The sequence below is a fragment of the Bradyrhizobium sp. CSA207 genome, assembly GCF_029051685.1.
In the GTDB taxonomy this organism is placed as follows: Bacteria; Pseudomonadota; Alphaproteobacteria; order Rhizobiales; family Xanthobacteraceae; genus Bradyrhizobium.
The window spans coordinates 150829-163136 of sequence record NZ_JAACFT010000001.1 but is presented as its reverse complement, the minus strand read 5'-3'; the positions used below and the strand labels follow the sequence as shown (position 1 = coordinate 163136).

The 12308-nt window shown below is 61.3% G+C and carries 13 protein-coding genes and 1 pseudogene; 4 read left to right on the top strand and 10 right to left on the bottom strand.

Translation table 11 applies throughout. The annotated features are described in order from the left end of the window. Positions 1-159: 159 nt before the first annotated feature. Positions 160-480, bottom strand: a complete 321-nt coding sequence (locus GWG65_RS00730) for a hypothetical protein (protein ID WP_275193369.1) — start codon at positions 478-480, stop codon at positions 160-162. Between GWG65_RS00730 and GWG65_RS00725 the strand changes: the two genes are divergently transcribed. Further along, a complete protein-coding gene (locus tag GWG65_RS00725; protein ID WP_275193368.1) occupies positions 474-2087 on the top strand; it encodes a Spy/CpxP family protein refolding chaperone in 1614 nt (537 codons plus the stop codon). The genes GWG65_RS00730 and GWG65_RS00725 overlap by 7 nt on opposite strands. 19 nt (positions 2088-2106) lie before the next feature. Here GWG65_RS00725 and GWG65_RS00720 read toward each other — a convergent pair. From GWG65_RS00720 to GWG65_RS00705, 4 genes and pseudogenes are all read right to left on the bottom strand, one after another. Further along, positions 2107-2208: pseudogene (locus tag GWG65_RS00720) on the bottom strand (sugar phosphate isomerase/epimerase); the annotation flags it as partial. 236 nt (positions 2209-2444) lie between these two features. Then, positions 2445-2654, bottom strand: coding sequence for a GDCCVxC domain-containing (seleno)protein (locus GWG65_RS00715; protein ID WP_275193367.1), 210 nt, complete (start codon positions 2652-2654; stop codon positions 2445-2447). Between the two features lie 4 nt (positions 2655-2658). After that, complete coding sequence (locus tag GWG65_RS00710; RefSeq protein WP_275193366.1) at positions 2659-2943, bottom strand: cation transporter; 285 nt, start codon at positions 2941-2943, stop codon at positions 2659-2661. Positions 2944-2956: 13 nt separating this feature from the next. Further along, positions 2957-3349 (bottom strand): mercuric transporter MerT family protein, encoded by a 393-nt coding sequence (locus GWG65_RS00705; RefSeq protein WP_275193365.1) that lies wholly within the window; start codon positions 3347-3349, stop codon positions 2957-2959. 49 nt (positions 3350-3398) lie between these two features. Between GWG65_RS00705 and GWG65_RS00700 the strand changes: the two genes are divergently transcribed. Beyond that, the gene (locus GWG65_RS00700) at positions 3399-3836 is read left to right on the top strand and encodes a helix-turn-helix domain-containing protein (RefSeq protein ID WP_275193364.1); all 438 of its coding nucleotides are present in this window, start codon (positions 3399-3401) and stop codon (positions 3834-3836) included. Positions 3837-4077: 241 nt separating this feature from the next. On the opposite strand, the gene GWG65_RS00695 is transcribed toward GWG65_RS00700, so the two are convergent. Then, entirely contained in the window at positions 4078-5214 is a 1137-nt protein-coding gene (locus GWG65_RS00695; RefSeq protein WP_275193363.1) for a YncE family protein, read from the bottom strand. 159 nt (positions 5215-5373) lie between these two features. Here GWG65_RS00695 and GWG65_RS00690 point away from each other — a divergent pair, with 159 nt between their 5' ends. Continuing rightward, positions 5374-5613: a Spy/CpxP family protein refolding chaperone gene (locus GWG65_RS00690; protein WP_275193362.1), complete on the top strand. Its 240-nt coding sequence runs from the start codon at positions 5374-5376 to the stop codon at positions 5611-5613. Between the two features lie 162 nt (positions 5614-5775). Here the strand turns inward: GWG65_RS00690 and GWG65_RS00685 are convergent, their stop codons facing one another. After that, positions 5776-6009, bottom strand: a complete 234-nt coding sequence (locus GWG65_RS00685) for a hypothetical protein (protein ID WP_275193560.1) — start codon at positions 6007-6009, stop codon at positions 5776-5778. Positions 6010-8042: 2033 nt separating this feature from the next. Between GWG65_RS00685 and GWG65_RS00680 the strand changes: the two genes are divergently transcribed. Further along, positions 8043-8843, top strand: coding sequence for a response regulator transcription factor (locus tag GWG65_RS00680; RefSeq protein ID WP_275193361.1), 801 nt, complete (start codon positions 8043-8045; stop codon positions 8841-8843). A gap of 14 nt (positions 8844-8857) precedes the next feature. On the opposite strand, the gene GWG65_RS00675 is transcribed toward GWG65_RS00680, so the two are convergent. The 3 genes from GWG65_RS00675 to GWG65_RS00665 are packed head-to-tail and all read right to left on the bottom strand — an operon-like array spanning position 8858 to position 12171. Further along, positions 8858-10093, bottom strand: a complete 1236-nt coding sequence (locus GWG65_RS00675; protein WP_275193360.1) for an ABC transporter permease — start codon at positions 10091-10093, stop codon at positions 8858-8860. Next, positions 10090-10791 (bottom strand): ABC transporter ATP-binding protein, encoded by a 702-nt coding sequence (locus tag GWG65_RS00670; RefSeq protein WP_275193359.1) that lies wholly within the window; start codon positions 10789-10791, stop codon positions 10090-10092. Before GWG65_RS00670 ends, GWG65_RS00675 begins: the two co-directional genes overlap by 4 nt. Then, positions 10792-12171: an efflux RND transporter periplasmic adaptor subunit gene (locus GWG65_RS00665; RefSeq protein WP_275193358.1), complete on the bottom strand. Its 1380-nt coding sequence runs from the start codon at positions 12169-12171 to the stop codon at positions 10792-10794. Positions 12172-12308: the final 137 nt, after the last annotated feature.

The following is a 12308-nucleotide window of genomic DNA, read 5'->3' as shown; positions in this document are numbered from 1 at the left end:
TCGGAAGATCGCAATGCCGGTCGCGGCCATTAACGAACGATTCCGCCACCTGTGCGTTGAATATTGTGGGCGATTTCGAGCTGGGAGCGGCGATCATGCTGCCGCGTGGCGTTTGCCTGACGGGTTTTTTGGTAGGTGTCTCGATGCTGGCGGCGAGCGTCAGCGCGTCCGCCCAAGGACACGGAAGGGGTGGACCACCGGGGCCGGCCGCAGCGCGGGCCGCTCGGCCAGCCGCACCACCTGCCATGGCTCGTCCGGCGGCGCCACCGGCCATGGCGCGTCCCGCCGCCCCCGCATTCCATCCCCCGGCCATGCCGCAGCGCCCGGCCATGGCGCCGCATCCGGCACCGCACATCGCCTCACCGCCGCCGCGTCCGAGCCCACATTTCGCTGCGCCGCCGCGGGCTGCCCCGCACGTGGCATCGCCGCGGCCTGAATTCCACCGGGCGCCGGCAGCGCCGCAACGACCGGCCATGGCACCGCGGCCGACGCCGCATATCGCCGCCCCCTCGCGCCCAAGCGCACCGTCGGCCGCGAGCGCGCGGCCGGAACGGCCGCGCGAGATGCTTTCGCGCCAATCCGCGGAACGCCAAGGCCGCATCGACCGCTTGCAGCAGCGCGTGCAGCAATTGCAGTCGCAAAAGCCAGAAGGCGCAAGGGCGCAACACCAGCAGCAGCGATTGCTGCAGTCGCAGAGCCGCCTGCTTGAGCGCGAGCAACGTGTCCAACAGCGCGAGCAGCACGTCGACGAGCGCCAGCAGATGGTGCAGCAGCGGCAGCGCGAGATGCTGTCGCGCCAGACCGCCGAGCGTCAGACCCGCATCGATCGGCTGCAGCAGCGCGTGCAGCAATTGCAGTCGCAAAAGCCGGAAGGCGCGCGGGCGCAACGTGCGCAGGAACGCATGCTGCAATCGCAGAATCGCCTGCTACAGCGCGAGCAACGCGTGCAGCAAGGCGACCTGGCGCGCCAGCAAAGGCTGGGACAGGCTCCCGCTGCAACGGCTGCAGCGGCGGCCGCCGTGCAGGCCGCCGAGCGCGGGCGGTTTGCCGCGCGCTTCCGCGAGCAGGCCACTGCAGCCACTGCACAAACCCAAGCCGCCCTCGTCGCCCGCCAAAGCGGCTGGACTCCCCGGCAAGCCTGGCGACACCGCCATCCCGCGGTGTTCGTGGCGTGGCTCGGGCCGGTGTTCTGGCCCTACGCCTATTCCGACATTTTTGACTACACGTTCTGGTCCTATGCTTACGAACCCGGCTATTGGGCGTACGCGTATGACGATTTCGTCGACACCGTGTTCTGGGGCGGTGACAGCCCGTATTCCGCTTATGCCAGCACCAATCCATATGACTATCCGCAAGCCGGCCGCGGCTCCCGCGCGCGCCAGCGCGCCAGCGTGAGCCCGCAAACGCTACAGCAATTGTGCGGCACGCCGGACAAGGGCGTCACCGCCTGGCCGCTTGCCGATATCGCGCAGGCGGTGCGACCGACGCCGGAGCAACGCGCGCTGCTCGACGAGTTGAAGACCGCGGCGGCCAACGCTGCCGCGGTGTTCAAGGATTCCTGCGCGGAGACTTATGCAATGACTCCGCCTGGCCGCTTGCGGACGATGATGAACCGCATCAGCGCAACGCTGGAAGCCGTCAAGATCGTGCGACCGGCACTGGAGAACTTCTACAATTCGCTCAATGACGAGCAGCAGGCCCGCTTCAACGCGCTCGGGCCCAATGTCGGCGAGCGTTCGCCTCAGCAGCAGGAAGCCAGTGCCGACGGTTGCGGCGAGCCGAAGTCCGGTCTCACCCAGTTCCCGATCCAACGGATCGAGGCTGTGCTCCACCCCGCAGGCAAGCAGAAGGAGGCACTCGACCGCCTCAGCGAAGCGACGGCGAAGGGCGTTGAGGACCTACAAAAGGCTTGTCCGAACGATGTGCCGCTGACGCCGGTCGGACGGCTGGAGGCGATGCAGCACCGGCTCGAGGCCATGCTGACGGCAGCCAAGCTGGTCGAACCTGCTCTGGACGAGTTCTATGCCACGCTGAGCAGCGAGCAGAAGGCGCGCTTCAACACGCTGCAACAGGTCGCAGGCCCATGAGCGGCAGCGCTCGTGGGACCTACACCACCGTCCTGTGCCGCGCGATGCAGGAGCGCAGCACGTCGTTCATCGATCTGCGCCTCCAGTCGTTGGAGAAGATCTCGACCCCGGAATAGCCGGATTTCTCTTGAGGCTGCCTGCGTCGGAAGATCGCCGGCCGCGCCCAACAACGAACCGGTCCGCCACCTGTGCGCTGAAAGTTGTTGGCGATCTATAGGGCGCATACTCACGAATCGAGCTTGATTGGTGCAGGCTTGCCAATGTCCGTTTTGCCCTGGTGGCGATGAGATACCGCACCGCGTCGAATCGACGCGATGGGCCAAAAGGCGACGCTCTCCCAGCTTTATGGAGATGGTCCTAGCCGCAGCACGCGCTCTTGCCATTTTCTTGAATGGGCGGACACGGCACGCTGCCGTAGGAGCAAAACACGCAACAGTCGCCGGCTTTGGGCTTCAACCTAGTGCCGCAACCGCCGCATTGATAAAAGAACTGACAGGCATCGGTCGGCATGGTCTCCGTCTTGGCAGCGCCGCAGTGCGGACAGGTGATGGTCGATTGCAGAAGCATCAGATCAGCTCTTGGGCGCGGACGGATACCCGGCCTTAGTGGTGGCCGAGGTCAGTTGGTTTACATCGGCCTTGGCATCGTCATAGACGACCGTTGCCGTCTTGTCCTTGTAGGATACTGCAACCTTGTCCACACCAGGAACCGCTTCCAGGCTTCCTTTGACGATGGACGGGCATGCCGCGCAATACATATTCTTCACCGACAACGTTATCGTTCTCTCTGCGGCCATCGCTGTTGGCGCAGCGACAATGGTGACGACGAAGGCGACATAGGCGAGAACCTTGTTCACGGGCATTTTCCGATCACGAGTTGAGAAAAAGGGGAGCGATGGAATCGAGGCCAAGCGCGGCGGCGACGAGGATCGTTGAAAGGATGAGGCTTGCCCTGACGATGCGATTTGGCACAGGCCGCGTGCAGACCCCACCGTCTGCACATGCGCGCGTTCCGGATCGATAAACCGACAAATAGCCGCACCCCAAGCACAGCAGTGTCACCGCGACGAAATAGGGCTGATACGGCGCAAGCTGAGTGAAGTTGCCGATCCATGCTCCACTGACACCAAGCGAGAAGAACAGCAGTGGCAGGATGCAGCATGACGAGGCAGCCAGCGCGCCAAGGATACCGCCGGCGGCCATAAGCTCCTGGCCGCGCCACAGGCGAGCTTCAAGAGCATCATTTTGTTCCTTGATCGTCATGTACTGACGATGCATCCTGTAGCGACTACAGGAGCAAGGAACTTCGATCATGCCTCAAATCACAGCTTCGCGAGCGGGCCGACGTGACGGAGTACCTATCGGCGAATTGTCGCGATTGACCGGCGTCAATATCGAGACCATCCGCTATTACGAGAAGATAAAGATGCTGCAACCGCCCCCTCGTACTGAAGGCGGCCGCCGCATCTATGGTCTAACCGATGCTCGTGTTCTCGCCTTCATCCGACGCGGTCGGGAACTTGGTTTCGGTCTCGAAGAAATCCGCGCGCTGCTCGCCTTGGGGGGACCGGGCAAGGCGTCATGCGCAGATGTGCGCAAGATCGCGGCACACCATCTTGATGACATCCGCACCAAGATCGCCGATCTGAGGAAGCTCGAAAAACTGCTCGCAACGACGATCGCACAATGTTCCGGAAACAGGGTGCCAGATTGCCCGGTCTTGGACATTCTCGATATCAGACGTTCCTGATGGACTTAAACATCATCACGCAAGGGAGGTCTGAAATGGGTCATTCGTCAGGCCGCCAAGCTGGTCGAACCCGCCCTGGACGAGTTCTATGCCACGCTGAGCAGCGAGCAGAAGGTGCGCTTCAACACGCTGCAACAGATCGCAAGCCCATGAGTGCGGCCCTCCTGGGATCGGAAGGTGTGGGGTCCGCTTGGCGGCAGTCCCTTTCCGCGGACCGAGTCCGCGGAAAGGGCACGCATGCCTACCGCGCTGGCGCACGCATCGATGCCGGCTGGCCTGGCAGCTTCAGCCTGGGCCCTAACTCGGTCAGCTTGCCGCTGACGAGCTGAAACACCTGCAAGTCCTTCTCGAAATAGTTGGCCACATACAGGTAGTCGCTGTTCGGACTGTAAGCGATACCCTCCGGCAGGCCGCCGAGCGGCGCACGCGCAGTCACCGTCAGCTTGCCATCGGTGCCGATCGACATCAGAACGAGTTCGCCGGCCTTGGTCTTGAACCAGTCGCTGTCCTTGGCCGCGGTGCCGAGCAGCAGCGGGGTGGCTGCGGTCTTCCCATCCGGCGCGATGGCGAAGCCTTCCGGTCCGATACCAGGGGTCATCACGTCGACCACGTGGGGATGTGGGCCGGTCGCTTCGATGATCACCTCGGCGTCTGCGTTGTTCTTTTGTGCGCCCGTGTTCGAGGCGATGACGTATTTGCCGTCTGGTGTGATGTCGATGTTGTAAGGATTGAATGCCGATGGAATGTCCATCGACTTGTCGTAGGTCACGTTTTGTCCGTCGATCGCCAACACTCCGATCTTGTTCGCAAGGTTCAGGCAGACAAAGGCGCGCTTGCCGTCGGGTGCGAAGACAACGGCGGCAGCCTGTTGCTCCAGCGGTACCTCGCCTACGGTTTTGACCGTCAAGCCCTGGATCGAGACAACGGAGACACTCTTGCCGTCTCGATTGGCGATCAACGCGAGGTCGCCCTTCCTGGAGATCGACAGACCGGACGGCTGCCGCCCCACGGTAATCGTGTCGATCAATTTCGGCGGGTCGGCAGTGAGGTCAATAACGTACAGTTTGTCATCCGGGACCGGCTTCCAGGAGTTCCCGTCCTGCACGTGAACCACGGAATTGGCGACCAGGCCCAGCTTGCCGTCTGGTGTGATCTGCAGGTTGGTTGGCGGGCCCAGCAGGGAATTCGCCAGCGGCAGGCTGGCGCGGATCTTGGGTTTGGCGGGGTCGGAGATATCCAGGACCAGCACAGCGTCATTACCCGGAGCGCCGTTCATCTGCCCTTCGGGACCATAGGTGATCTTGCTGTCGAGGCCGATCAGGATATCGCTGGTTCCGGCCTGCGCCAGGCCGCTGCCGACGATGCCGGCCAGGCACATGATGCAAAGAGAACTGCGTAAAGTCATGATGCGTTTTTCTCCCCGTCCCGACCCATTTCTAGATGAGCCTGTCCCTCCACCGTACTTCGCAGCCTTTAGTGCTGGCAACCGTTTACCGCGCTGACGGGCGCCGGGACCTCGCCAGCGTCGGGTGAACCATTGATATCCGAGCAGCGCGCCGCCCAGCCGGGTGACGACCGCTTCGGCTCATTCGCGACCGGGCCTGCCAGCAGTAACTCCGACCAATGCCCGTTCTGCCGCCAAACGCGGAAGTCAATTCAAAGGGGCATGCTTCAGGCCGCCAAGCTGGTCGAACCCGCCCTGGACGAGTTCTATGCCACGCTGAGCAGCGAGCAGAAGGCGCGCTTCAACACGCTGCAACAGGTCGCAGGCCCATGAGCGGCAGCGTCGCACTCTCTCGTTGCAATTGCGCAGCGGCCGAACGACGTGGGTCACGTAATCGCCCAGCCTCAAAGCTCGACGAGAATATCCGTGTCCGGGCCGCGGCTCCCTGTGAGAAGTGCGGTGGTACGGAGTGCAAGCGACAGGCTCGTTACGTCCTCACGCGGCGGAAATCGCCCGTTGAGCGTCATTCGTGTTTGTGATCGCTTGAGGCTGCTCTCTCTCATTCGAGCTAATGGCGTTGCATTGCTGGAAATAAGAAGACAGCTCAAGATGGGCTAGGTGATCCCAGTATTCTGCTTCTGCGAGCAGCTTCCATTTGTTCATGCTGTTGTACGCGGCCTGTTGGCGGCACAGCGAACCCATCGCACGCAAGCGTCGTACCTTCTCCACTGCCTCCACTGCGAACCTCCCTTCGCGCTTGTTTGCCTACAGCGCATTTGTGTTGTCGCAACTTCGCAGACTGAATTGACGAGTGATAGTCCGGTGTTTGACGGTGTATCGGTGATAGCGCAATCGTCTGACTTTTCAGCGAATAGTAAAGGCGCTGTGCAGAATGACCGCGCGTCCAGAGCCCAGAGGCTCCCACGTCAGAAGCGCTCGTTGGAAAGGTAACGGCTCCAGTCCTAGCGTCGAAGCATTACCTTTATTCGAGGTGGGCAGCTCCAGCCCTGGGGCATTGTCGAGTTCTCAGCGCGGCGGCCCTTCGGTCTGCGCTGTACGCAGGCATGCAACAAAGCTCGCATCTGACGGCGGGTTCCTAAGTCGCAGGTGTTCCATTTCAGGACTGAAATTTTAATTGTGAGCGGCCCGTCCCTGCATAGTGGTTAGCTTCCGATCAGCCTGGGCCGGACAAAGTTTGATCCCGAAACTATTTTGGCCCGGCGCATTGGACTGCAAGACCGCCTTCGGGCGGTCTTTCTTTTTCGCCGCAGTAAGACAGGTCCGGGGCCGGACCACGCCGGGGCCTCGGCAAAAGTCGCTAGCCTTGACACGCCGATCACAACAATGGCCCCGACGATTACACGTCGGGGCCATTCAAGATCACCAGGCATGGGTACATCCGCCGTGCCTGCTGATCGTTGTGCCACTGATTACCGCATCCGATCTGGCGCACACTGTGGCGAGGCTGCGGCATCGGGGTGATGACATTCTGCCTGAAAGCTGATGGCTGTCCACGTCATCATTGGTGGTACTCTAACCAGCTCGCTGATTCACACGAGCTGGCCGCTTCGGCGCCGTATACGACGTAGCCTCCTGTTCGCCGAGAATGGCAATCATCGCGTCAGCACACCGAACCGCCGCCCCACGCAATCTAAACCTTCTTCGTTCGCTCGCGAGCCAACTGCCGCCTCCGCTCGGTCAAGGCCGGCGTCATCGCCGGTCAAAGCGGCTTGCTTCGCACCAGCCGCGTGACGGCTGATCGCTTGCTCGAACTCAACGATCTAAGCCGAAAGACGCTCGCGGATCTTGGTGGCCGCGTCGATGTCGCGCCGCACCGCTTTTCACGACTAGGGCACGTACTCATAAATCTTCAATCTTCGGCGATGTCCGCTTCGCTCCGATACCGACCGGCTTTGTGCAATCGCAGCAATGTCGCGATGGGCCATAAGCCGACTTTCGAGCGTCGACCTGCGAAACTGACTTTGACAGAGGCGAAAAAATCGACTGATTTGAAGGACAAAATCTCTTCAGAGTGGACTCATGCAAACAACATTTCGCTTGGCCGACAGAAGACAAATCCTCTCGAAGCCGCTTCAGCAGCTGTGTTCCCTCATGGAACCAGATCTACACCCGCGACGTTTCGCCCTTCGGGGAATGACAAGTTGAAAAAGAGCAAATTTACTGCTTCACTTCCTGTGTAGCCATTGGTCCAGCGTCTACTCGCGTGGCTGCCTCGCAAGCGCAGACAGGATCATGCGTAAATTGCCGATGTAAATTTTCGATCTGGCCGGAAATGCCAAGCAGAGCTGCCATAACGCTGCCAGGGCAATTGCGAATGTCGTCGGTAGAGTCTAAAAATAATGCATTCCCAAGCCTAAACGCGTTTCCGCAATCCTCCTTGCGTTAGCAAAAGGAGTAACGCCGTGACCGCACCCGATAATGTCTCGCAGCCGACCGGTGCCTTTGAGGCAACCGGCCAGCATTCGATACTTTAAATGGACAAGTTGCTGCTGTCCTGGACCTCGCGGTCAGAGCAGCGCCGCTCTTGCCTCAATGGTTTCAGGAAAAGCACCGGAGCCACTGTGGCGCGACAACGCGGGTACTCCGTTTCTTGATGAGACCGACATCGGTAGTTTTCAACGAATTAACGCCAACGCAATCTACCTCGTTTTGATCATCGTCTACGCAGAAAATGCAACGAGCCCCGGGGGTCGGGCAGCTGTTCGAATTACAACAAATTTCGGTGTTAGTAGGAATACGTCATGCGTGCGAAATTTGACCGCTCTCATTTCATCAAGCCCGTTGTGTCGTTTGAGGGAGATAGCGACTGTGGCTCCCAAGTGCTCCCGACCGGCGAATTGGCCACGCTGGTGATCGCCACTCACGATGATATCGCAGGAGCCGGAATCGAGGCCCTTTTGCAGCCGAGCGGCCATAAGGTAGTGGCGCGCTGCCTTTGCGAAGATGAGCTCCTGCGCTCCTTGAACACCTATCATCCGGATATTGTTCTGCTCGCAGAAAGCGTCGTCCAGCACGAGGCCGCGAAAATGGTTTCGGAACTCCGAGCCCACAGCACTTCCCGTTCAATCATTTTTCTGCTCGAGGAGCGCGGCACGATAATGGCCGCGGATCTGCTGGAGCTTGACGTGGACGGAATTCTATTGAGCGGGGCCCGCGCCAGCATTTTGATCGATTGTGTCCAGAGCGTGTCCCGCGGCCGAAAATGGCTCGACCCTGACCTGTTGCACCACCTAGCAACAGCTGAACGGTCCTCACTAAAAACAAGCAACCTGACGTTGCGCGAAGCCGATATCGTGCACCTCATCTTGCGAGGCTTGCGCAACAAGGAGATCGCTAGCAAGCTCCGTTTGTCAGAAGGCACCGTGAAGATGCATTTGCATCACATTTACGGGAAACTTCGCGTCGGCGGCAGAACGCAGTTGGCGATGTCCATGGCTGGTGCACGCGCAGGGATGCCGGAATCGGGCAATGAAGCGCGCCGCGAAGGGGAGCCGACCATTTCGGATCCTGCGGCTGCAGCAAGGCTCCAGCGAAAGAACTAGCCCGCAGATGCACTTCAGTCCGAGCGCAGGGCTTCGACGGGTTGCAGCAGTGACGCCTTCCAGGCCGGGTAGAAGCCGAAGAAAATGCCCACTCCAGCCGCGAGGGTCATGGCGATAAGGCTCAGCTGTCCGTTGAGCACCACGCGCAGATTCGCGTAGTGCTCGACGGCCACGGCGCCGCCCAAGCCCAGGGTGACCCCAGCGATGCCACCGATCAGGGAAAGTATCGTCGCCTCGACCAAGAATTGGCCCAAGATGTCGCTTCTCCGGGCTCCAACCGCAAGCCGCAGCCCGATTTCGCGGATCCGCTCGGTGACCGAGACGAGCATTATGTTCATGATGCCGATCCCACCAACCAGAAGCGACACGGACGCGATAGCGGCAAGCAGAATCCCGAGCGCCCGTGCCGAGTCCTCCTTCGCCCGCATCACCTCTGTGAGGTTGATCAGGTGAAAATCGTCCTCCTGAGCCGGCAGGAGACCGTGGCGCTCGCGCACGACCTGACGAATCTCGGCGAAGGCCGAAGCCATGTTGGCGCCGTCGCGAACTTTGATAATCACGCCGGAGATCGCCCGAGGATTGGCCGGATTTCGCCCGATGACCCGATTGAACGCGGTCGAGATCGGGATGACGGCGGTATCGTCGGTATCGAGCCCAGCCAAGCTTTGCCCCTTGGCGGCCAGTTCGCCGATCACCGTCATCGGAATGCGATTGATACGGATTTCCTGCCCCACCGGGCTCTGATTGCCAAACAGTTTTTCGGCCACGGTCCGCCCGAGCAAGACCACCTTGCTGCCCTGAAGCACGTCCTCACGGTCGATAGCGCGGCCCCGGTTTACGGCCCAGTTGCGGATAGTGAGATACTCGGGCGTCGTACCGGCGACCAGGGTGGACCAGTTCGCATTGCCATAGATGAGTTGCATCCCCGCGAAGTTGTGCTGTGGCGAGGCGGCGACCACAGCAGCGACTTCGTTCGCGATGGCCTGCGCGTCGGCGAGCGTCACGCTCGGTCGCGACCCCTGTCCCTTGGACACGCCGCTGCTCTTCAGCGCCCCCGAGTTCAACACGATCGTGTTGGCCCCGAGATTGCGCATTTCGGTCTGGATGCGCTGGCTCGCCCCGCCCCCGACCGCCATCATCACGGTCACCGATGATACTCCAAGAACGATGCCGAGCATGGTCAGGCCGCTGCGCAGCTTGTTGACGCGAACGGCGCGCAACGCCGCGAGGGTGCTGTTGACGAGTTTCACGCCGCAGCCTGCATACCTTGGTTGAGGTCATCGGATATTACTCTGCCATCCTTGAAGTGGATGATCCGCCGTGCATAGCGGGCGACCTCGGCGTCGTGAGTCACGACGATCACCGTGAGCCCGCCCTCGTTGAGGCGGACCAGGCCGGCCATGATCTCCTCGGAAGTGACAGAGTCGAGCGCACCAGTGGGTTCGTCGGCGAGCAGAAGAAGCGGCTGGTTCACCAGCGCGCGGGCTATCGCGACCCGTTGCTGCTGCCCGCCCGACAACTGCGACGGCCGATGGTGCTCGCGTTCGGAGAGGCCCACCTCCGCCATGGCCTTGCGCGCCCGGCGTTTGCGTTCGCGTCGCCAAAGACCGGCATAAATCATCGGAAGCTCGACGTTTTCCAGCGCCGTTGCTCGCGCCAGCAAATTGAACTGCTGGAACACGAATCCGATGCTCGTATTGCGGAGCTCCGCCAGCTTGTTGCTCGACAGGCGCAGCACATCCCGTCCGGCGAGGTGATAAGTGCCGCTGCTGGGGGTATCGAGGCAGCCGAGGAGGTTCATCAATGTGGACTTGCCGGAGCCCGAGGAGCCCATGATAGCTACAAATTCACCGCTATCGATGGCGAGCGACACACCCCGGAGCGCAGGCACCGCCGTCTCGCCCACAACGTAGGTTTTTGTCAGATCTGAGACGGTCACCAGCGGCATCTACATGCTCCCGATGATCCGCCGCGCGATGGTGGGCGACGGCTCTCTCTGATCGACCCCGACGATGACCTGCTCGACTGGCTCGGCGATGGAGACCTCGACCATGCTGCCGTCCGACAGCCCCACTCGAACGGGAAGCGGCCTCGGCCGTTGATCCTCATCCAAGGTCCAGAGGTGTGAAGCTTCTGGTCCGCGCTCTCCGGATGGGGCAAAGCGCAATGCGGCGACGGGCACCTTATGCACGTTCGTGTGGACGTCGATGACAATGCGGGCGTTAGCCGTCATTCCGGGCATCAGCATCTTGTCCGGGTTCGGCGCGTTGGCGACCACTACGTAGGTGATCACATTCTGCTTCTCCTGGGAGTCCTTACGGATCTGCTTCACCTCGGCCCGGAACTCGCGGCCGGGGAAGCTGTCCACCGTGTAGATGACCGGCTGCCCCTCTCGAACCCTGCCGATGTCGGCCTCATCGACTGAAATCTTAATCTGCATCTCGCGGAGGTCCTGAGCGACCGTGAACAGCGTTTGGGTCTGCAGGGTGACAGTGACCTGCTGGCCTTCCTCGATGGTGCGCCCGATCACTACTCCATCGACGGGCGAGCGGATCTTGGTACGCTCCAGCTCGGTCTGCGCAGCCTTTAAGGCCGCCCGCCTTTGCTGCACGACCGCGTTGGCATGAGTGATCTGCGCCTCGGCCGAGCGGCGCGCCGACTCGGCCGCTTGCGCGAGTGCGATCTTGGTGCGCTCGTCGGCCTCAGCTGATTTGTAGTTTTGAACCGCCATGTCGGAGGCAGCCTGAGTTCTGGATAAGTCAACCTGCGAGACGTTGTCCCCCTTGGCCAAGGTACGCTTGCGCTCCAGGTCGCGCTGGGCTTCAGTGAGGACGATGCGCTCGCGCTCGGTTGCGAAGTGAGCCCTTTCCGTTGCGGCGGCGGCACTGGCGAGATCGGCGGCCGCCTTTTCCTGAACACGCTCCTGAATCACCACGGCCGCTTCGGCGACTCTCAATTCGCTTTGGGCTTGCTCCAAAGCGATCTGGAAGCTGAGAGGATCGATCTGAGCGATCACGTCGCCCCGACGCACCTCAGCGTTGTAGTCCGCGAGGATCCGGAGCATTTGCCCGGACACTTGTGAACTGACGAGGACGGTCGTGATTGCCGACAACGCGCCACTCGCCGTCACGGTCGTGGTGATGTCTCCCCGGCGCACCGGCGCAAGGAGGTATTTAGGAGCTTCAGGAGGGGCATTCATCCATAATTCGGGGACGTACTGTGCCGCTTGAGTCCAAGTGAAATCCCACGCGCTCTCGGGGAGAAGCGCCCGATTGTATGCCGCCATCCCCAATCCGACAGCGAGCAGAGATCCGAGCAGCAGCTTCATCAGAGACCATCTTGCGAGAGGAGGGGCGGCTCCCAAGGAGCCGCCCGGCCACTTGGTCTATTAGAGCGCGCGTAGCTCGCTCTAATGGCCCTGCGGAGTTCCACCGCCCTTGTTGGTGGTTGGGGTGGTCGTGGTCG

What these genes read in the sequence shown, in the direction of transcription:
- GWG65_RS00725 (WP_275193368.1), top strand. Translation starts at nt 474, where the DNA reads ATGGCACCGCGGCCGACGCCGCATATCGCCGCCCCCTCGCGCCCAAGC.
- GWG65_RS00715 (WP_275193367.1), bottom strand. Translation starts at nt 2,654, where the DNA reads ATGCTTCTGCAATCGACCATCACCTGTCCGCACTGCGGCGCTGCCAAG.
- GWG65_RS00705 (WP_275193365.1), bottom strand. Translation starts at nt 3,349, where the DNA reads ATGACGATCAAGGAACAAAATGATGCTCTTGAAGCTCGCCTGTGGCGC.
- GWG65_RS00700 (WP_275193364.1), top strand. Translation starts at nt 3,399, where the DNA reads ATGCCTCAAATCACAGCTTCGCGAGCGGGCCGACGTGACGGAGTACCT.
- GWG65_RS00695 (WP_275193363.1), bottom strand. Translation starts at nt 5,214, where the DNA reads ATGTGCCTGGCCGGCATCGTCGGCAGCGGCCTGGCGCAGGCCGGAACC.
- GWG65_RS00680 (WP_275193361.1), top strand. Translation starts at nt 8,043, where the DNA reads ATGCGTGCGAAATTTGACCGCTCTCATTTCATCAAGCCCGTTGTGTCG.
- GWG65_RS00670 (WP_275193359.1), bottom strand. Translation starts at nt 10,791, where the DNA reads ATGCCGCTGGTGACCGTCTCAGATCTGACAAAAACCTACGTTGTGGGC.
- GWG65_RS00665 (WP_275193358.1), bottom strand. Translation starts at nt 12,171, where the DNA reads ATGAAGCTGCTGCTCGGATCTCTGCTCGCTGTCGGATTGGGGATGGCG.